This is a genomic window from Pseudomonas sp. AC247 (genome assembly GCF_979258015.1).
In genome coordinates this window covers 5,893,818-5,913,760 of the sequence record NZ_OZ409829.1, presented here as the reverse complement: position 1 = coordinate 5,913,760, position 19,943 = coordinate 5,893,818, and the positions used below count along the sequence as shown (strand labels likewise).

15 protein-coding genes are annotated in these 19,943 nt (G+C 60.3%); 8 read left to right on the top strand and 7 right to left on the bottom strand.

The window, feature by feature from the left end; genetic code table 11:
- Positions 1-2: 2 nt before the first annotated feature.
- A complete protein-coding gene (gene pdxR / locus ACZZ0B_RS26730) occupies positions 3-1,556 on the bottom strand; it encodes a MocR-like pyridoxine biosynthesis transcription factor PdxR (protein WP_463546633.1) in 1,554 nt (517 codons plus the stop codon).
- Between the two features lie 92 nt (positions 1,557-1,648).
- Between pdxR and ACZZ0B_RS26725 the strand changes: the two genes are divergently transcribed.
- From ACZZ0B_RS26725 to ACZZ0B_RS26715, 3 genes are read left to right on the top strand one after another with little or no spacing between them, the layout of a single operon-like run.
- Positions 1,649-2,272 (top strand): FMN-binding negative transcriptional regulator, encoded by a 624-nt coding sequence (locus tag ACZZ0B_RS26725; RefSeq protein WP_158836302.1) that lies wholly within the window; start codon positions 1,649-1,651, stop codon positions 2,270-2,272.
- Positions 2,273-2,282: 10 nt separating this feature from the next.
- Positions 2,283-2,729: an N-acetyltransferase family protein gene (locus ACZZ0B_RS26720; RefSeq protein WP_463546632.1), complete on the top strand. Its 447-nt coding sequence runs from the start codon at positions 2,283-2,285 to the stop codon at positions 2,727-2,729.
- A gap of 12 nt (positions 2,730-2,741) precedes the next feature.
- The gene (locus ACZZ0B_RS26715; RefSeq protein ID WP_463546631.1) at positions 2,742-3,413 is read left to right on the top strand and encodes a GNAT family N-acetyltransferase; all 672 of its coding nucleotides are present in this window, start codon (positions 2,742-2,744) and stop codon (positions 3,411-3,413) included.
- Between the two features lie 63 nt (positions 3,414-3,476).
- Here the strand turns inward: ACZZ0B_RS26715 and ACZZ0B_RS26710 are convergent, their stop codons facing one another.
- A complete protein-coding gene (locus ACZZ0B_RS26710; protein WP_463546630.1) occupies positions 3,477-4,376 on the bottom strand; it encodes a homocysteine S-methyltransferase family protein in 900 nt (299 codons plus the stop codon).
- Between the two features lie 113 nt (positions 4,377-4,489).
- Here ACZZ0B_RS26710 and ACZZ0B_RS26705 point away from each other — a divergent pair, with 113 nt between their 5' ends.
- The 3 genes from ACZZ0B_RS26705 to ACZZ0B_RS26695 all read left to right on the top strand — a co-directional run bounded on the left by ACZZ0B_RS26705 (position 4,490) and on the right by ACZZ0B_RS26695 (position 8,565).
- Positions 4,490-5,311 (top strand): ABC transporter substrate-binding protein, encoded by an 822-nt coding sequence (locus tag ACZZ0B_RS26705; RefSeq protein WP_463546628.1) that lies wholly within the window; start codon positions 4,490-4,492, stop codon positions 5,309-5,311.
- Positions 5,308-6,144 (top strand): amino acid ABC transporter permease, encoded by an 837-nt coding sequence (locus ACZZ0B_RS26700; protein WP_008078829.1) that lies wholly within the window; start codon positions 5,308-5,310, stop codon positions 6,142-6,144. The genes ACZZ0B_RS26705 and ACZZ0B_RS26700 overlap by 4 nt, the downstream gene beginning before the upstream one ends.
- 273 nt (positions 6,145-6,417) lie before the next feature.
- Entirely contained in the window at positions 6,418-8,565 is a 2,148-nt protein-coding gene (locus ACZZ0B_RS26695; protein WP_463546627.1) for an autotransporter family protein, read from the top strand.
- Positions 8,566-8,729: 164 nt separating this feature from the next.
- Here ACZZ0B_RS26695 and oadA read toward each other — a convergent pair whose 3' ends face one another.
- Together oadA and ACZZ0B_RS26685 are read right to left on the bottom strand one after the other, a co-directional pair.
- Positions 8,730-10,538, bottom strand: coding sequence for a sodium-extruding oxaloacetate decarboxylase subunit alpha (gene oadA, locus ACZZ0B_RS26690; RefSeq protein WP_463546626.1), 1,809 nt, complete (start codon positions 10,536-10,538; stop codon positions 8,730-8,732).
- A gap of 11 nt (positions 10,539-10,549) precedes the next feature.
- Positions 10,550-11,965 (bottom strand): acetyl-CoA carboxylase biotin carboxylase subunit, encoded by a 1,416-nt coding sequence (locus ACZZ0B_RS26685; protein WP_053125176.1) that lies wholly within the window; start codon positions 11,963-11,965, stop codon positions 10,550-10,552.
- A gap of 190 nt (positions 11,966-12,155) precedes the next feature.
- Between ACZZ0B_RS26685 and ACZZ0B_RS26680 the strand changes: the two genes are divergently transcribed.
- Positions 12,156-13,118 carry a LysR family transcriptional regulator gene (locus tag ACZZ0B_RS26680; RefSeq protein ID WP_158836288.1) on the top strand — a complete coding sequence of 321 codons (963 nt, stop codon included), beginning with the start codon at positions 12,156-12,158 and terminating at the stop codon, positions 13,116-13,118.
- Here ACZZ0B_RS26680 and ACZZ0B_RS26675 read toward each other — a convergent pair.
- From ACZZ0B_RS26675 to ACZZ0B_RS26665, 3 genes are all read right to left on the bottom strand, one after another.
- Positions 13,060-13,263, bottom strand: coding sequence for a PA3496 family putative envelope integrity protein (locus tag ACZZ0B_RS26675; RefSeq protein WP_008078845.1), 204 nt, complete (start codon positions 13,261-13,263; stop codon positions 13,060-13,062). The two genes, ACZZ0B_RS26680 and ACZZ0B_RS26675, sit on opposite strands and share 59 nt — an antisense overlap.
- Before the next feature lie 153 nt (positions 13,264-13,416).
- Positions 13,417-14,283 carry a transcriptional regulator HexR gene (hexR, locus tag ACZZ0B_RS26670; protein ID WP_008078846.1) on the bottom strand — a complete coding sequence of 289 codons (867 nt, stop codon included), beginning with the start codon at positions 14,281-14,283 and terminating at the stop codon, positions 13,417-13,419.
- A 127-nt stretch (positions 14,284-14,410) separates the two neighbouring features.
- Positions 14,411-17,284 (bottom strand): putative bifunctional diguanylate cyclase/phosphodiesterase, encoded by a 2,874-nt coding sequence (locus ACZZ0B_RS26665; protein WP_463546625.1) that lies wholly within the window; start codon positions 17,282-17,284, stop codon positions 14,411-14,413.
- A gap of 257 nt (positions 17,285-17,541) precedes the next feature.
- Between ACZZ0B_RS26665 and uvrD the strand changes: the two genes are divergently transcribed.
- A complete protein-coding gene (uvrD, locus tag ACZZ0B_RS26660) occupies positions 17,542-19,725 on the top strand; it encodes a DNA helicase II (RefSeq protein ID WP_463546624.1) in 2,184 nt (727 codons plus the stop codon).
- The last annotated feature ends 218 nt before the right edge of the window (positions 19,726-19,943 follow it).

Sequence of the window (19,943 nt, the reverse complement as noted above, 5' to 3'; positions counted from 1 at the left end):
GCTCAGCCCCGCCAAACCTTTCGTAAACGCCCGAGTGCCGCAGTGATCGCGGCCTCGGGCACGGCGGCAAAACCCAGCACCAGGCCGGCGCGCTGATCCGCCGGCAAAGTTGAATCCGGCAGCCAGTAACTGCTTAAACCGTTGATCTCGACATCGACGCTGGCGGCCAGAGCAATCAACTGTTGCTCACGGGCCAATGTGTCCACGGGAATGGTCAGATGCAGACCGGCCGCGACACTCGGCAAGCTGCCAACGCCGGGAATATCGCTCGGCCAACCGGCCAGCAGCGTATTGCGCCGGCTCAGCGCTGCACGACGCATGCGCCGGATGTGCCGCTGAAAATGCCCGGCCGCCATGAACTCGGCCATCACGGCCTGGGTGCTCACTTCCGAGTGGCGCACGTCCACCGCGCGGCGCTGGGAAAAGGCGTCCACCAGCGCTGGCGGCAACACCAGATAACCCAGGCGCAGCGCCGGGAATGCGACTTTGCCGAAGGTGCCGACGTACAACACGCGGCCCTGTCGATCGAGCGCCGCCAATGGCGCCAGCGGTGCGCCGGTGTAACGGTACTCGCCGTCGTAATCGTCCTCGACGATCCAGCCTTGCGTGCGTTCGGCCCAGGCCAATAACTCCAGACGTCGCGCCAGACTCATCACCACGCCGGTCGGGTATTGATGAGACGGCGTCACGTAGGCGACGCGACAATCCGTTGCCGCTGCCAATGCCGCGCAATCAATCCCCTCCTCGTCCACCGCAATCCCACGCAATCGCGCACCCGCAACGGCGAATGCGTGACCAGCGGCGCGATACCCCGGATTTTCGATTCCGACGCCATCGCCCGGCTCCACCAGCAACTGTGCACAAAGGCTAATACCCTGCTGCGCGCCACTGGTGATCACAATTTGTTCAGCGCTGCACTGCATGCCGCGCGAACTGCGCAGATAGGCGGCGATCATCGCGCGCAAACGCGCATCACCGGCCGGGTCGCCGTAACACAGCTGCTGCAAATCCGGCTTGCGCCAGAAAGCCGCGTTCAGCTTGGCCCAGACCTCAAAAGGGAACAGATCGAAGGCCGGCACACCGACACGAAAAGCACGCGGTGGACCACTCGGCGGCTTGGCCAAATGGTTGTTTTCAATACGCGAAAAAGTAGCGCTGTGGATAACTTTACTGGATGGAATCACAGGTAAATCCAGCCAATTTGTGGATAAGGCTGTGGGTAAGCCTGTTGAAAACCCTGTGGATACTTTTGTGGATAGTTTTTTCGCCGAGGGCGGCGGCGCCGATAATTGCGCGACGTAAGTACCGTCGCCGACGCGGCCTTCGATAAACCCTTCGGCATACAACTGATCGTAAGCGCGCACCACGCTGTTACGCGAAATCGCCAACGCTGCCGCCAGATCGCGACTGGCCGGCAGCCGCGTGCCGCTGGCGAGGCGTCCATCGAGCACGCGCAAACGCAGCGCCTGATACAGCTGGCGGCTCAAACCCTGGCGCCGATCCAGCTCGATACCGGCGGGATTGAAGGGCATGGACAGCGATGGCGAGTCAGGCATGGCAATGGACCTATGAAATTGGTCGGCAATGGCTCTTACAACAGACCAATAGCCTGCCTAGGATGCAGGCATTCGCCAAGGAAAATCTGTCCATGTACACGCCGCGCGCCTTTGCCATCGAAGAACTGTCCCAACTGCACGAACTGATCCTCGCCACCCGCCTCGCCATTCTGGTGACCCACGGCGAAAACGGTCTGCAAGCCAGCCACGTGCCGGTGCTACTGCATTGTGAACAAGGCGAGTACGGCACGCTGTACGGGCACCTGGCCCGCGCCAACCCGCAATGGAAAGACCTGCGCGACGGCGCCGAAGCCATGCTGATCTTTGCCGGTGCCGACGCCTACGTCAGCCCGGGCTTTTACCCGAGCAAAGCCGAGCACGGCAAAGTCGTACCAACCTGGAACTACATCGCCGTGCACGCCTATGGCCACGCCGAAACCTTCAGCGATGGTGGACGCCTGCTCGACATCGTCAGCACCCTCACCGACCGCCATGAAGCCGGCCGCGCCCAGCCGTGGTCCGTCGCCGATGCGCCCGCTGACTACATCGACGGCATGCTCAAGGCGATTGTCGGTTTCGCCATTCCCATCGACCGTCTCGAGGGCAAGCGCAAGCTCAGTCAGAACCGCAGCGCCGAAGACATTGCCGGCGTGCGTGAAGGCCTGGCCGCCAGCCCCGAAATAAACGATCAAACCCTCGCCCGATTGATGCGCTAAGGAAATCACCATGAGTCAGATCGACATTCGCCAGGTCAGCGCCGCCGACCGCGCCGCGTGGCTGCCGCTGTGGCAGGCCTACCTGCGTTTCTATAACACCGACCTGCCGGACGCCGTGACCGACAGCACCTGGCAGCGCTTCCTCGACCCGAGCGAACCGACCCACGCGGCGTTGGCCTGGGCCGATGGCAAAGCAGTCGGCATGGTGCATTACATCTACCATCGCTCGAACTGGAGCATTGAAAACTCCTGCTACTTGCAGGATTTGCTGGTGACCGAGGAAACACGCGGTACCGGCGTCGGCCGCCTGCTGATCGAACACGTTTACGCCACCGCCAAGGCTGACGGTTGCTGCAAAGTGCACTGGCTGACCCACGAATCCAACGCCACCGCGATCCAGCTCTACGAGCGCATCGCCGAGCGCCCGGGCTTCATCCAGTTTCGCAAAGCCATTTAAGGAGAGGCACCCATGATCATTTCACCGGCTGACTGGAAAGGCGTCCCCGCCCCTACCGCCACATTGCTTGAAGGCCGTTTTATTCGCCTCGAACGACTCGACCCGGCACGCCATGGCGAACAACTGTTCGCCGCCCTCGAAGGCCCCGGCGCCGACCCGAAACTCTGGGATTATTTGCCCTACGGCCCGTTCCCGGAACGCAGCGTTTTCGACGCCTGGCTGAACAACCATGCGGCCGCCAGCGACCCGTATTTCTTCGCGGTCATCGACCGTGCGAACAACCAGGTGCAAGGCATCCTCAGCCTGATGTCGATCGTCCCGGCGCAGGGCCGCATCGAGATCGGCCACGTCACCTTCGGCGCGCCGATGCAGCGCTCGCCGAAAAGCACCGAGGCGGTGTACCTGCTGGCCAAACATTCCTTCGACCTCGGCTACCGCCGCCTCGAATGGAAATGCAACAACGGCAACGCTCGCTCCAAATACGCCGCCGAACGTCTGGGCTTCAGCTTCGAGGGCGTGTTCCGCCAGCACATGGTGGTCAAGGGCCAGAACCGCGACACCGCGTGGTACTCGATTGTGGATTCGGAATGGCCGGCGATTGGCGCCGGGTTCGCGCGTTGGTTGAGCGATGAAAACCAGACACCGGATGGCCAGGTGAAAGGGTTGGTTGAGTGCCGTAGCTGAGGCGCAAAGCAAAAGATCGTCCGCACGCGGCCCGAGCCTTCGGACGATCTTTTGATCTGTTTTTCACCCCAGCTTTTGCGCCAGCACCGCAATGTGCTCGGGGCCGATCCCGCAGCAACCGCCCAAGTGGCTGGCACCGCGCTGCTGCCAATCTATCGCCCAGTGCAAGTAACCCGGCGGATCAAGATCCTCGCGCAACGGATCAAGCCCATCATTGGCCGTTGCCTCTTCTGGCTGCGGCGGAAACGCATTGGCGTAAGCGCCGATATGAATGTTCACCCCCAGGCGTTCGAAGGTTTCACGCGCCGCGTCAATCGCGGCACCGATCACTTCCGGCTGACTGCAATTGAACAGCAACGTCTCGACGCCCAACTCAGCCGCCACTGCCGCCGCTTCGGCGACCGGCTCGCCAGAGCGCAAGCGCGGTACTTCATCGATGTCTTCGTCCTTCAAGGTGAACGACAGCCAGAACGGCTTGCCGTCCTGCGGTAAACCATTGTGGATGGCTCGCGCCTCAATGATCGAGCTCTGGGTTTCCGCCAGCCACAGATCAACGTGCGGCGCCAGGCCGTCGACCAGCGGCGCCAGCAACTCGGGCGCGCGTGCGGCTTCGAACAAGTCCGGTCGATAGGAGCCGAACAGCGGTGGCAACGAGCCGGCCACGCGCACGGTTCTTCCCGACGCCTGCACCGCCCGCCGCGCCAATTCACCCGCCAATGCCGCCAACGCCTGCCCTTCAGCGGCGAAGCGCTCTGCGCCGATATGAAATGGCACCACCGCATAACTGTTGGTGGTAATCACATTGGCACCGCTGGCGATATACGCCGCGTGTACGGCCTCAACCGCTTGCGGCGCTTCGCTCAGGGCCAGCGCCGACCACTCCGGCTGCCGAAATGGCGCCCCGGCGCGCTGTAACTCACGGCCCATACCGCCATCGAGAATAATCGTGCTGCCTGCGCCCATATGCTTTTCACTCATATGCTTATGAAAATAACTCACTATCAGAGTCGTTCTTATAACTATTTAATACGCACCATTCGGTTAATAACAACCTCTTTTTTACTCAGGGATCGACTGTGAAATTTCAACCGCTACTGGCCCTGGGCCTGACGATTCTGGCCGCCTCGACGCAAGCCTTTGCGGGCACCACGCTGGACCGTGTCGAGCAGAAAAAGCAACTGGTCGGCGTGCTGATGGAGAGTTATCCACCGTTCTCGTTTCTCAACGATCAGAACCAGCTCGACGGCTTCGATGTCGATGTCGCCAAAGACGTAGCCGACAAACTCGGGGTCAAGCTGCGCCTCGAAACGCCGTCCTGGGATGTCATCGCCGCCGGTCGCTGGAGCGGCCGTTACGACATCTGCATCTGCTCGATGACACCGAGCAAGGCGCGCGCCGAAGTGTTCGATTTCCCGGTCGAGTATTACGCCTCGCCGGCCGTGATCGTGGTCAATGCCAAGGATGACCGGATCCACCAAGCCAAGGATCTGAGCGGCAAGAAAGTCGGCCTCACCAGTGCCTCCAGCTACGAGAGCTATCTGAACAAGAACCTGGTGATCGAAGGCGCTGAAGACACGCAGTTGCAGTACCCGTTCGAGGACGTGCAGATCGCGCCGTACGATACCGACAACGTCGCGTTCCAGGACCTGGGGCTTGGCGCAGGGGTGCGGCTGGATGCGATTCTCACCAATCTCGTCACCGCGCAACCACGCCTGAACCAGGACAAACGCTTCAAACTGGCTGGCGCGCCGCTGTACTCGGAGCCGAACTCGGTCGCCATCGAGAAGGGCGACGCACAATGGAATGCCAAAGTGCGCGAAGTGTTCGCGCAGCTCAAACAGGACGGCACCCTGAGCAAACTTTCGCAAAAATGGATCGGCGCCGATATCAGCCAATGACCTCTTTCCCTACACCTCCACAGCCACCGCAGCGGGTGGCTGAATCACGTCTGCAACGACTCTTCGGTTTTCGCACGCGGCTGTACCTGACGTGGGCGGCGATGGTCTGCCTGTTCGGCGGATTTTTCCTCAGCTTCGACCTGAAGTTCTCGATCATCCTCGACAAACTGCCCAATCTGGTCGGCCTGCATCTGGCCCCCAACGGCTTTCTGCAGGGCGCTGCGCTGACGCTTTTCCTGTGTGTCTGCTCGATTGTCGCCTCGTCACTGCTGGGCTTTGTCACCGCGCTGGCACGCCTGTCGAAAAGCGCCGTGGCGTTCGGCATCGCCAGTTTCTACGCGTCGTTCTTTCGCGGCACGCCGCTGCTTATCCAGATCCTGCTGATCTATCTCGGGCTGCCGCAACTGGGCATCGTGCCCGGCGCCATTGTCGCGGGCATCATCGCCCTGTCATTGAATTACGGTGCCTATCTCAGCGAGATTTTCCGCGCCGGTATCCTCGGCATTCCCTATGGCCAACGCGAAGCGTCACTGGCGCTGGGCATGCGCGAATCGGTGATTTTCTGGCGCATCACCCTGCCCCAGGCCATGCGCACGATCATCCCGCCGACGACTAACCAGTTCATCTCGATGCTCAAGGATTCGTCGCTGATCTCGGTGATGGGGGTCTGGGAAGTGATGTTTCTGGCGCAGTCGTATGGGCGCTCCAGCTATCGTTATATCGAAATGCTCACCACTGCGGCGATCATTTACTGGGTGATGTCCATCGGTCTGGAGTTGATTCAGGCGCGAATGGAGCGGCATTACGGCAAGGCGTACGAACGCCGGACGTGAGGTGTGCTGCAACAAGGCCGTCCACTTAACAGCCGTAATCACAGGCTGATCGGACAGAGGCAGACGAGTTTTTGAGTTTGCCAGCGGGTTACATCTGTATTCGCTGTAGGAAAACACGCCGCAACGGCGGGGTAAAACCAGCCGTTCTCACGGTCGCGGAAATTTTCCACAGAGGAAACTGATAGAAGCCGCAAACCTGTGGGAAGCAGCTGACATCGCCCCCACAGTCCTTCCACATAGAGTTTGGCCTCCTGTCAAAAGAGGCCTTACTTGATGCCCGCTCAACACATATTTCGACCGAAACAACTGGCCTTGGCCATCACCCTCGCAGTGGGTTGCGCGCAATTTGCGCAGGCACAAGAACCGCCGGCTCCGATGCCGACGCCTGAGGAGCTGATCGGTCTGCTCGACCAATTCACCAGCGATCCGGCGACTCATAAAACATCCGTCAGTACAAAGGGCTACTCAGAGCCATTCGATGATCGGGATGACCTGATCACCGTCACCGGTCGTGGCAGTCTGGCCGGCCTACTGGATGGAGCCGGGGGCATCAACGTTCTACAACTGGATGCAGCGAAAGGTACCTTGGGGGAAACGCGCAATATTGACGGGCTGGAGGTGATGAAAGGCAAGTGGACGCTCAGCAAGGAAGGATTGGGGAGCTTCGAAAAAGGCGCGATGGTTCGGCCGAAAGCCAACCTTACTAACGAAGGAGACATCAGAGGTCATGCCATTGTCCAAGGCATTCTGGTCAACCGAGGCGGGATAGGTGGCGAAGCACTTGTGGTGGCTGGCGGTGATCTGACCAACCTGGGAATCATCGGCGGTGGGGTCACCGTCAACGAAAACGGCCACTTTGCCGGTCGAGGAGCGACCGGCACATTGAACCTGCACGGCCGCCTGACAGTTGATCACGCTTATGGCGCACCGCAAATCAACGGCGATCTGAACCTGTCGCACAGCGCAACACTGGCTTACGAGGTGGACGCTGCCGGTGTCAGTGAAACCATCCTGGTACGTGGGACAGCCAATCTCGGCGATGCGACCCTTAAACTGCTGACTGCCGGGGACTACCCTCAGAGCAGCGAGCACACCCTGCTCAAAGCCGAAAAGGTTGAAGGTCGCTTTGGTGCAATCGAACACAACCTCGCATACATGACCCCAACACCCCACTACAACGCTCAGGATGTCAGCCTGACCTACGCTCGCAATGAGGTGCCCGTCGAAAGCGCAGCAAACACCACGAGTGCTCGTGAGATTGCCAAAAGCATTGATCAGACGCCCAATGCAGCCCCCTCTGCGGTAGCGTCCGCGAAAACGACTTCCGGCGTGGCTAGCGGGGTGGCCGCATCCGCTGTGGTTTCCACTCCTGCGGCGGCCCCCAAACGCAGTGAATTTTCCCCGCCGGCCAACAAAGCCCTTGTCGCCCTGCTCGGCAGTAACCGAAACACCGCCGCCCTCGCACTTGAGCAACTTGCCGCCGGCAGTAACGCCAACCTGGCCAAAGCCACACTGAGTGCCGTGACCCCGGTCAACGACAGCCTGCTGTCGGCGATGCGCCAGTTGGACCCTGGCAAGCCATCGACCCGCGCAAACGACGGCAATGGCCGAGTCTGGGTCCAGGCACTGGGCAACGGCGGCAAGATCGATCGCGACACCGACAGCACACTGAAATACGCCACCCAAGGTCTGGTCGCGGGTGCCGACTGGCGTCTCGATGAGCAATGGCATGTCGGGATAATCGGTGGCAAATCGCAGACGAAACTCGATGCCCGTCATTCGGACGGCGACCTCGACAGCTGGCACCTCGGTGCTTATGCCGTTCGCCAGGACGGCCCCTTGGCGCTGCGTTTCGGTGCCACTTACGCCAGCCACGACGGCAGCAGCAAACGTCGAGTCGCGTTCAATGGTTTCAGCGATCGTCTCAAGGGCAGTTACGACGCCAGCACCCAACAGGCCTTTGCCGAAGCGGGTTACAACTTCGGCGAGGGTGACATCACGCTCGAACCTTTCGCCAATCTGGGTTACCAGCGCTATCAACGCGACAGCTACAGCGAAAAAGGTGGTGATGCGGCGTTGAAAGTCCACGGGCAATCGCAAAACAACCTGACCAGCACCTTCGGCCTGCGTGTGGCAAAAACCAATACCTTGGACAACGGCATGCACCTGACGCCGCGCCTGAGTGCTGGTTGGAAACATACCTACGGCGAACTCGACCTGCACACCCGCCAGCAATTGCTCAACGGTGGCATCGATTTCGAAATCGCCGGAGCACAACTGGATCGCAACAGCCTGTCAGTCGACGCCGGCCTCGACCTGGCCCTGTCTGCCAACCACACGCTGGGCATGGGCGTCACCGGGGACGTCGCATCAGACAGCCGCAACACCGGCGTAATGGGCCAATGGCGCATGGCGTTCTAACCGATCCCGGTAGGAGCTGCCGCAGGCTGCGATCTTTTGATGTTGTTTTTTAGAAGACAAGATCAAAAGATCGCAGCCTGCGGCAGCTCCTACAGGGAAAAAAGCAAAAAAAAGGGGAGCACATGCCCCCCCGAGGTTTAAAGCGTTGAATCGCGGCCGTTATCTCAGCCTTCGATCTCGATCAGAATTTCGCCCGGATTGACCCGATCACCCTTGGCCACATGAATCGCCGTGACCTTGCCGGCGATAGCGGCCTGGACTTCGGTTTCCATCTTCATCGCTTCGGTGATCAACACAGCCTGGCCGGCCTTGACGGAGTCGCCCTCCTTGACCAGCACATCAACGATGTTGCCCGGCATGGTGGTGCTGACGTGGCCCGGTGCGGATGCTTGCTTGCGCTTGCTGCTGCCACCGCCGACGAATTCGTTGAGCGGTTCGAACACCACTTCTTCCGGCATGCCGTCGATGGACAGGTAGAAGTGACGTTTGCCTTCAGCCTTCACACCGACACCGGTGATGTCGACGCGGTAGGTTTCGCCGTGCACGTCGATGACGAACTCGGTCGGTACGCCTTCGCCGCCCGCCTTGGTCACACCGCCCGCTTCAGGAATCGGCAGCAACACTTCTGGCGTGAGGGTGCCGGCGGCACGCTCTTCGAGGAACTTGCGGCCGATGTCCGGGAACATGGCGAAGGTCAGCACGTCTTCTTCGGACTTGGCCAGTGCGCCGATGTCGGCACGCAGCTTGGTCATTTCCGGTTTGAGCAGATCGGCCGGACGCACGTCGATGACTTCTTCGCTGCCGATCGCCTGACGACGCAGCTTCTCGTTGACCACGCCCGGCGCCTTGCCGTAGCCGCCTTGCAGGTAGAGCTTCACTTCGTTGGTGATGGTCTTGTAGCGCTCACCGGCCAGCACGTTGAAGAACGCCTGGGTGCCAACGATCTGCGAAGTCGGGGTCACCAGCGGCGGGAAGCCGAGGTCTTCACGCACGCGCGGGATTTCCGCGAGCACTTCGCCCATGCGGTTCAGCGCGCCCTGCTCTTTCAGCTGGTTGGCAAGGTTGGAGATCATCCCGCCCGGCACCTGGTTGACTTGCACACGGGTGTCGACGGCGGTGAATTCGCTTTCAAACTGGTGGTACTTCTTGCGCACGGCATAGAAGTACAGGCCGATCTCTTGCAGCAGTTCGAGATTCAGACCGGTGTCGTACTCGGTTCCTTTGAGCGCAGCGACCATCGACTCGGTGCCCGGGTGGCTGGTGCCGGATGCGAAGCTGGAGATCGCGGTATCGATGTGGTCGGCGCCGTTTTCGATGGCCTTGAGCTGGCACATCGTCGCCAGACCCGCCGTGTCGTGGGAGTGGATAAACACTGGCAGCGACTGCTCGGCTTTGAGTGCGCGAACCAGCTCACCGGTAGCGTACGGGGTCAGCAGACCGGCCATGTCCTTGATCGCCACCGAGTCGCAACCCATGGCTTCCATTTGCTTGGCCTGGGTGACGAACGCGTCGATGGTGTGCACCGGGCTGGTGGTGTAAGCGATGGTGCCTTGGGCATGTTTGCCGGCTGCTTTCACCGCCTCAATGGCCACGCGCAGGTTACGCACGTCGTTCATCGCGTCGAAGATGCGGAACACGTCGATGCCATTCACCGCAGCTTTGGCGACGAAGGCTTTGACCACGTCGTCGCTGTAGTGACGGTAGCCCAGCAGGTTCTGCCCGCGCAGCAGCATTTGCAGACGGGTGTTAGGCAGCGCCGCGCGCAGTTGGCGCAGACGCTCCCACGGATCTTCTTTGAGGAAGCGTACGCAGGCGTCGAACGTCGCGCCGCCCCAGCATTCCAGCGACCAGTAGCCGACTTTGTCGAGCTTGTCGCAGATCGGCAGCATGTCTTCGGTGCGCATGCGGGTGGCGAGCAGCGATTGGTGAGCGTCGCGCAGGATGGTGTCAGTGACAAAGATCTTCTTGGACATTGTTGTATTCCTCACAGGCCTGCGTGGGCGGCGATGGCGGCGGCGATGGCCAGGGCCAGCTCTTCGGGTTTGCGCTTGATCGAGTAGTTGGTCAGTTCAGGGTGGCTTTCAACGAAGCTGGTATTGAACTGGCCGCTACGGAATTCCGGGTTGCGCAGGATTTCCTGGTAGTACGCGGCGGTGGTCTTCACGCCTTGCAGACGCATGTCGTCCAGCGCCCGCAGACCACGGTCCATCGCCTCTTCCCAAGTCAGTGCCCACACAACAAGTTTCAGGCACATCGAATCGTAGAACGGCGGAATGGTGTAGCCGGTGTAGATCGCTGTGTCGGTGCGCACGCCCGGGCCACCGGGGGCGTAGTAACGGGTGATCTTGCCGAAGCTCGGCAGAAAGTTGTTTTTCGGGTCTTCGGCGTTGATACGGAACTGCAACGCGAAGCCACGGTGCTGAATGTCTTCCTGTTTCACCGACAGCGGCAGACCGGAGGCGATGCGAATCTGCTCGCGGACGATGTCGATCCCGGTGATTTCTTCGGTGATGGTGTGTTCCACCTGCACCCGGGTGTTCATCTCCATGAAGTACACCTCGCCCTCGGCGAGCAGAAACTCCACGGTGCCGGCGTTCTCGTAACCCACTGCCTTGGCCGCACGCACCGACAGGTCGCCGATGTAGGCGCGCTGTTCCGGGGTCAGTTGCGGGCTCGGGGCGATCTCGATGAGCTTCTGGTTGCGACGCTGGATCGAGCAGTCACGCTCGAACAGGTGCACGACGTTGCCGAAGCTGTCGCCGAGGATCTGCGCTTCGATGTGCTTGGGATTGACGATGCATTTTTCCAGGAACACTTCGGCAGAACCGAACGCCTTGGTCGCTTCGGATATGACGCGAGGGAAATTTTGTTCGAGCTCTTCACGGCTGTTGCAGCGACGGATACCGCGACCGCCACCACCGGAAGTGGCTTTGAGCATCACCGGGTAACCGATGCGGTCGCCTTCGACCAAGGCTTCTTCGATGTCGGCAACGTTGCCTTCGGTGCCCGGCGTCACCGGTACGCCGGCCTTGATCATGCTGCGGCGCGCTTCGGTCTTGTCGCCCATGCGGCGGATGACTTCTGCCGACGGGCCAATGAACTTGATCCCGCGTTCGGCGCAGATATCTGCCAGCTCAGCGTTTTCCGAGAGGAAACCGTAGCCAGGGTGAAGTGCATCGCAACCAGTTTCCACGGCCAGGTTCACCAGCTTGCGCGGGTTGAGGTAACCGGCCAGTGGCTCGGCACCGATGCTATGGGCCTCGTCCGCACGCTTCACATGCAACGCATGACGGTCGGCGTCGGAAAAAATCGCAACCGAGCGAATACCCATTTCGGCGCAGGCTCGTACGATTCGTACGGCAATCTCACCACGGTTGGCGATCAGGATCTTTGTTATCACTTGGAGGTTCCCTTGAGCCGGTGGCACCACGACCTGCTAGACCCAGGTCGACGCGTGACCAAATGTTTCAATTTAGTCGCAGCTCCACACTAGCGCTCATGAGGGATTAACAAAAATGAATAAAAATTGGGTCAGGCATAAGCAAAGACTTATAGTTGAAACATCAGCCAGCCGTCAGAGCCTATAAAAAATGCGTAAGTCCTTGATGCGTATGACATTGCGTCAATTGCAGATCTTCAACGAAGTGTGTGATTTACGCTCTTACAGTCGCGCAGCTGAGGAAATGTCGCTCACCCAACCGGCGGTCAGCCTGCAAATAAAGCAGCTCGAAGAGCTGATCGGCCAGCCATTATTCGATTATGTTGGCAAAAAACTCTACATGACCGAAGCCGCTGAAGCTCTTCAGCGCGCCAGCCGGGACATTTTCGGGCGCCTGGAAAACCTCGATATGCAACTCTCGGACATGCAGGGCTCGCTGCAAGGTCAGCTGAAACTGGCGGTGGAATCCAGCGCCAAATACTTCGTCCCGCACCTGTTCGCCGCGTTCAAGCGCCAGCACCCGGAAGTGAACCTGCAACTGACCGTAGTCAACCGTGGCCAGGTCATTCGCAGGCTGTCCGATAACCGTGATGATCTGGTGATCATGTCGATGGTGCCGCAGGACATGGGCCTGGAATTTTTGCCGTTCCTTAACAATCCGATTGTCGCGGTAGCGCGCCCGGATCACCCGTTGGCGCACATGGGCCCGCTGCGCCTGCAGGATCTTGAGCCCTACACGTTGCTGATCCGCGAACCCGGCTCGGGAACGCGATTGGCGTGTGAAGAATATTTCAAAGAGAAACGTGTGCACTTCACCCAGACCCAGGAAGTGGCCTCGGCCGAAGCACAACGTGAATGTGTGCAGGCGGGTCTGGGCCTGGCGCTGTTGACGCGCCATGCCCTGAACCTGGAGCTGGCGACCGGTGGGCTCGTCGAGCTGCCGGTCGAGGAATTGCCGCTGCTGCGTAGCTGGTGCCTGGTGCAAGCGAAAGCCAAACGCTTGTCACCGGTGGCGCACGCCTTCCTGGCGTTTATCCGCAGCGAGCGCGTGCAGATCAGCGCGCTGGTTGAGCGCTTCGACGGGAAGCTGCGGGTGCCGCCTGCCAGTGAGTGATCTCGGGAAAGTCGCCGATCTCGGCTTGAAGCTGACGGAGTTCGAAGCGATCTTCGATGGCGCGGCGAAATTCCATGCGGCGCTGGTCTTCCTGCTGACGACGGGTTTTCGCGGCGCTGTTGCGTTCTTCGTAGGGCTGAGCCATTTCGAGTCTCCCAAGGCGATGACGGGAGTTTCACGATAGGCGCGGGGGATGACGGTTTGATGAAAGTTGCCGGCAAGAAAGCAAAAGATCGCAGCCTGCGGCAGCTCCTACATTGACCGTGTAGGAGCTGCCGCAGGCTGCGATCTTTTGATCTTAATCGTCGAGGGCTTTTGCCGCTTTCGGCGACAAGCGCAAGCTGCGCAGACTGCGCTTCACGCTCTTGAGGTGGTTGACCAGACTCGGCCCACGCGCCATGGCCACGCCCATCGCCAACACGTCGATCACCACCAGGTGGGCGATACGCGAGGTCAGCGGCGTGTAGATCTCTGTATCTTCATGCACATCGATCGCCAGATTCACAGTCGACAACTCGGCCAGCGGAGTCTGGCTCGGGCACAAGGTAATCAACGAAGCGCCGCTCTCGCGCACCAGATTGGCGGTGATCAGCAAATCCTTGGAACGCCCCGATTGCGAAATACAGATCGCCACATCAGTGGGCTTCAACGTCACCGCCGACATCGCCTGCATGTGCGGATCGGAATACGCCGCTGCCGTCAGCAGCAAACGAAAGAACTTGTGCTGCGCATCCGCCGCCACCGCGCCCGAAGCGCCAAAACCATAGAACTCGACGCGCTGCGCCTGCGACATCAACGTCACCGCGCGCTGCAACTCGATCGGATCGAGCTTCTCGCGAACCTCCATCAGGGTGTGCAACGTGGTGTCGAAAATCTTCAGGCTGTAATCGGCAACCGAGTCGTCTTCGTGGATCGCGAACTGACCGAAGCTGGCACCAGCGGCCAGGCTTTGCGCCAATTTGAGTTTGAGATCCTGAAAACCGGAGCAACCGATGGCGCGACAGAAGCGCACGATGGTCGGCTCGCTGATGCCGACGCTGTGGGCCAGGTCGGCCATGGAACTGTGCATCACCGCCGCAGGGTCAAGCAGCACGTGGTCGGCGACCTTGAGCTCCGACTTGCGTAACAGGTGACGTGATTGGGCGATGTGTTGCAGCAGATTCAAGGGGCTGGACTCTTCTTATGGGCAAGGATGTAGCACGCTTGTAGTTATACTACATGAATTGGCTTTTTGCCTGCTCAATGCGTAACTCCATGTCCCCATATCAGGCGCGATGAGGTGCATGTAGCCCTTAAAACGGTTTTTCCTGTTCACGCAAAAGCCCGGCCAGCGCGGCAGCCTCCACCGGACGGCTGATCAGATAGCCCTGCACTTCATCGCAACGTTCGGCGCGCAGAAATTCCAACTGATCCTGGCGCTCAACGCCTTCGGCGACCACCTTCAGCGAGAGCCCGTGGGCCATGGCAATGATCGCGCGGGTAATCGCCGCATCCTCACTGCCTTCACCCAATCCGCGTATGAACGCCTGATCGATCTTCACGTAATCCACCGGAATACGCTTGAGGTAACTCAATGACGAATAGCCGGTGCCGAAGTCGTCGATGGCCAGCTTCACCCCCAGATCGCGCAGTTGCTGGAAGGTCGCGATGATGTGTTCGACGCTGTCGAGCAACTGGCTTTCGGTCAGTTCCAGCTCAAGGTAGTGCGGCGCCAGACCGGTTTCTTCCAGCACCTGGCGCACCAGGCTGACCAGTTTGCCCTGACGCAATTGATGCACCGACAGGTTCACCGACACGCGGATCGGCTCCAGCCCTTGCCGCTGCCATTCACACGCTTGCCAGCAAGCCTGGCGCAGGACGAATTCGCCGATCGGTCCGATCAGGCCGGTTTCCTCAGCCAGCCCGATAAAGTCCCCCGGCGGCACCCGGCCCATGGTCGGGTGATCCCAGCGCACCAGTGCTTCCGCCGCGTTCAGTCGCCCGGATGCGAGACAGAGCTTCGGCTGATAGAACACTTTTAGCTGCTTTTCTTCGATGGCTTTGCGCAGCTGGTTTTCCAGTTGCAGGCGCTCAAGGGTGCTGGCCTGCAAGCTGTCGGTGTAGAACTGGAAGTTGTTACCGCCCAAGTGCTTGGCGTGTTGCATGGCCATGTTCGACTGGCTGACCAACGCGGAAATCTCCCGCGCGTTGTCCGGCAACATGCTGATGCCCATCGAGGCACTGACGACCAGCTCATGCCCTTCGACGGTCAGTGGCAAGCGCAACTTGCTCGACAGTCGGGTGGCGACACGGGCCAGGCTCGACAGGTTGCCGTAAGCATCGAACAACACTGCGAACTCATCACCGGACAACCGCGCGATGGTGTCGGCCTCCGGCAAGGCATTGACCAGCCGACGCGCCATTTTCTGCAACATCTGGTCAGCGACCTCGTGGCCGAGGCTGTCGTTGAGCAATTTGAAGCGATCCAGATTAATGTGCAGCAACGCCAGGCTACGCCGCCCGCCCTGCCGCACGCGTTGATGCGCTTCATGCAGGCGCTCGCGGAACAGTGATCGATTGGCCAGCCCGGTGAGTTCGTCGTAATGGGTCAGGTAACGCATGCGCTCTTCGGATTCGCGCCGCGCTGACAGATCGGCGAAGAAGCCGACGATATGACTTACATTGCCTCGACTGTCGCGCACTGCATTCAGCTGCAGCCACTGCGGGTACAACTCGCCATTCTTGCGCGTCTCCACCAGTTCGCCCTGCCAACTGCCGTGCTGTTCCAGCGCATGGCGGATCGCGACGTAATGACGCCGGGCATCGCGGCTGCACGGCAGCTCGACGACGTTGCGCCCGAGCATGTCGTCGATGTCGTAGCCAGTCACGCGGCTGAACGCCTGATTGATTGCGATCAGCGCGTAGTTTGGGTCGAGAATGACGATGCCTTCGCTGGCCGCTTCGAACACCGTCGCCGCCAGGCGTTGCTGCTCTTCGAGGCTTTTGCTGGCGCTGATGTCACGGCGAGTACCGACCATGCGGATCACACGACCACTTTCGCTGCGCTCCACGGCGCGACCACGGTCTTCGATCCACACCCAATGACCGTCGCCATGACGCACGCGGTACTCGATCTGATAATCCTCGGTGCGACCCTTCAAATGCTCGATCAATGCGTGTTTGAGGGTGGGCACGTCCTCCGGGTGCAAGCGCGGTTTGAGGTCGCGCAGCAGTGCCGTGACAAATTCCGGGGCGAGGCCGAACAGCTCCTGAATCTGCGTGTGATGAACTTCATCGGTTTGCAGGTTCCAGTCCCACAGCCCCAGCTCACTGGCTTTCAACGCCAGCGCCAGCCGCGCTTCGCTTTTGCTCAGGGCCTGATTGGCAGCATCGAGTTCGCGGCTGCGCTGGGCGACGCGGTCTTCGAGCTCGACCTGCGCTTCGCGCAACTTGCCCTCGGCACAGCGCCGGTGATCGATTTCCCGGGCCAGTTCCTGATTGAGGTGCTCGCTGCGCGATTGAGTTTGCTGCAGGTGTTCGATCAGGTGCTGATTCTGGAAGCGCCGCAGCAAACCACGATCGATCAGGCGATTGACCTGCCACGCGACCACGCTCAGCGAGCCGAGCAGAATCAACCCGAGCCAGCCCCAACCGCACGCCTGTTCATCGCCGCCCCAGAATAAAAAGCCGATCGCTGGCAGCAGACACGGCAAGGTAAAGGACAGGAACGCCGGCAGGCTCACCGCGTAAGCGACACTGGCCGACAGGGTCGCGGCACCGATCAGGCCGAACACCCAGGCTTGCTGCATGAAATTATCGGCGGGCACCAATGCGATGCCGGCACCGGCCAGCGTCAGCCCGGTCAGGGTCGAGCCGAGCAGAAACATCCGCAACCAGATGGGTTGGGCCTGGCGATCAGGGATTGCCGAGTCGAACGCCGCCACCTGGATCACCCGCAACGCCACCAGCGACAATAGCCACACCAGCCAGACGCTGACCACGAAGTAGCGCTGCGGGCTCCAGAGCAAACCGGCGCAGACCAGACCATTGATGAGCATGAAAAGAGTGGGCAACAAGGAGCCCTGATACAGCAGACGCGTGCGCTCCACCGCCATTTCGACGGCATAGTGCTTGCGGATAACCCGGGGTTCCACAGAGGGGCCCGACAGTTCGGCGCTGAGGGTCATGGGCAACGTTCTTGTTCTTATAAGGAGGGCGTGCGCCCGAAACGTGGACGGAGCATACACAAGCCGACCCCGTTGCCAAACTGCCCCAGATCATAATTTCATCGAAACTTTTCCGCCTTCAAGCCCCGGTAAAACCCGCAGAGTGAGGCGGGCTCAAGCCTGTAGCCGGTGACCGACCGGTCGTCATCGGCAGCACTTTCATCGGCTAATGCAAAGCTCGGTTTGCCCGGGCCTGCGGCGCACCCTAGAATGCCCCGATGCGCGATGATCTCTCCCTTCTGCTGAACTCCCTCAACGATGCCCAACGCCAGGCCGTAGCAGCCCCCGTTGGCCGTCAGTTGGTCCTGGCCGGTGCTGGCTCCGGTAAAACCCGAGTGCTGGTGCACCGTATCGCCTGGTTGATCCAGGTCGAAAACGCCTCGCCCCACTCCATTCTGTCGGTGACCTTCACCAACAAGGCCGCTGCCGAGATGCGTCATCGCATCGAGCAGTTGCTGGGGATCAACCCGGCCGGCATGTGGGTCGGCACCTTCCACGGCCTGGCGCATCGCTTGTTGCGGGCGCACTGGCAGGAAGCGGGATTGAGCCAGACCTTCCAGATTCTCGACAGCGACGACCAGCAACGGCTGGTCAAGCGGGTGATCCGCGAGCTGGGCCTCGACGAGCAGCGCTGGCCGGCCCGTCAGGCGCAGTGGTTCATCAACGGCCAGAAAGACGAAGGTCTGCGTCCGCAACACATTCAGGCCAGCGGCGATCTGTACCTGGCGACCATGCGCGGCATTTACGAGGCCTACGAGGCGGCGTGCCTGCGTGCCGGCGTGATCGATTTCTCCGAACTGCTGCTGCGTGCCCTCGATTTGTGGCGCGATCATCCGGGCCTGTTGGCGCATTACCAAAAGCGCTTCCGCCATATTCTGGTGGACGAGTTCCAGGACACCAACGCCGTGCAGTACGCCTGGTTGCGCCTGCTCGGCAAGGGCGGCGACAGCCTGATGGTAGTCGGCGACGACGATCAGTCGATTTACGGCTGGCGCGGCGCGAAGATCGAGAACATTCATCAGTACTCGTCCGACTTCGCCGACTCGGTGACCATTCGTCTTGAGCAGAACTACCGCTCCACCGCCGGCATCCTCAAGGCTGCCAACGCCCTGATCGCCAACAACACCGGGCGCCTCGGCAAAGAGCTGTGGACCGATGGCGGCGATGGCGAAGCGATCAATCTGTACGCCGCGTTCAACGAACACGACGAAGCACGCTACGTTGTCGAAACCATCGAAAGCGCGCTGAAAACCGGCTTGGCCCGTAGCGATATAGCGATTTTGTACCGCTCCAACGCCCAATCGCGCGTTTTGGAAGAAGCCTTGCTGCGCGAGCGTATTCCGTATCGCATCTATGGCGGTCAACGCTTCTTCGAACGTGCGGAAATCAAGAACGCCATGGCGTACCTGCGTTTGCTTGAAGGTCGCGGTAACGATGCGGCGCTGGAGCGAGTGATCAACGTACCGGCCCGTGGCATCGGCGAGAAAACCGTCGAAGCCATCCGCGAGCACGCGCGCCACAGCGATGTGTCGATGTGGGAAGCGATGCGCCAACTGGTCGCCAATAAAGGCCTGACCGGTCGCGCTGCCGGTGCTTTGGGCGCGTTCATCGAGCTGATCGAGAACCTCGCCGCCAAGTGCATGGAAATGCCGTTGCACTTGATGACGCAAACCGTCATCGAGCAATCCGGCCTGATCGCTTATCACCAAGCGGAAAAAGGCGAAAAAGGCCAGGCCCGGGCAGAAAACCTTGAGGAATTGGTCAGCGCCGCGCGCAACTTCGAGAACAACGAAGAAGACGAAGAGCTGACGCCACTGGCGGCATTCCTCGGCCATGCTTCGCTGGAAGCAGGCGACACCCAGGCCGACGAGCACGAAGACAGCATTCAGTTGATGACCCTGCACAGCGCCAAAGGCCTGGAATTCCCTTACGTGTTCCTCGTAGGCATGGAAGAAGGCCTGTTCCCGCACAAGATGAGCCTGGAAGAACCGGGACGTCTTGAGGAGGAGCGGCGCCTGGCCTACGTCGGCATCACCCGGGCGATGCAGAATCTGGTGATGACCTACGCAGAAACCCGACGCCTGTACGGCAGCGAAACCTACAACAAGGTCTCGCGCTTCGTACGCGAAGTGCCGAAGGGTCTGATTCAGGAAGTGCGTTTGTCGAACAGCGTCAGCCGACCGTTCGGCGGCAATCAGTCGATGAGCGGCAGCAACCTGTTCGCCGGCAGTGAAATCCCGGAGACCGGGTTGAGCCTCGGTCAGGCGGTTCGCCATTCGATCTTCGGCGACGGCGTGATCCTCAACTTCGAGGGCGCCGGTGCGCAGGCACGGGTGCAGGTGAACTTCAGCGAAGGCAGCAAGTGGCTGATGCTCGGTTACGCCAAGCTGGAAGCTATCTAAAAGCGAAAAGATCGCAGCCTGCGGCAGCTCCTACAGGGGATTGTGTATCTGTAGGAGCTGCCGCAGGCTGCGATCTTTTGATCTTTTGATCTTCTGATCACGGCGGGTGTGGTGATGCTGGCGTTTCGTCGCTAAGTAGATTTCCCACTGAACCTGTCGCGCTTTCCTACAGCCAAAAGGTAGAAGGCCCTCTTGCCTCTTCCGAGCTGAACGCGACC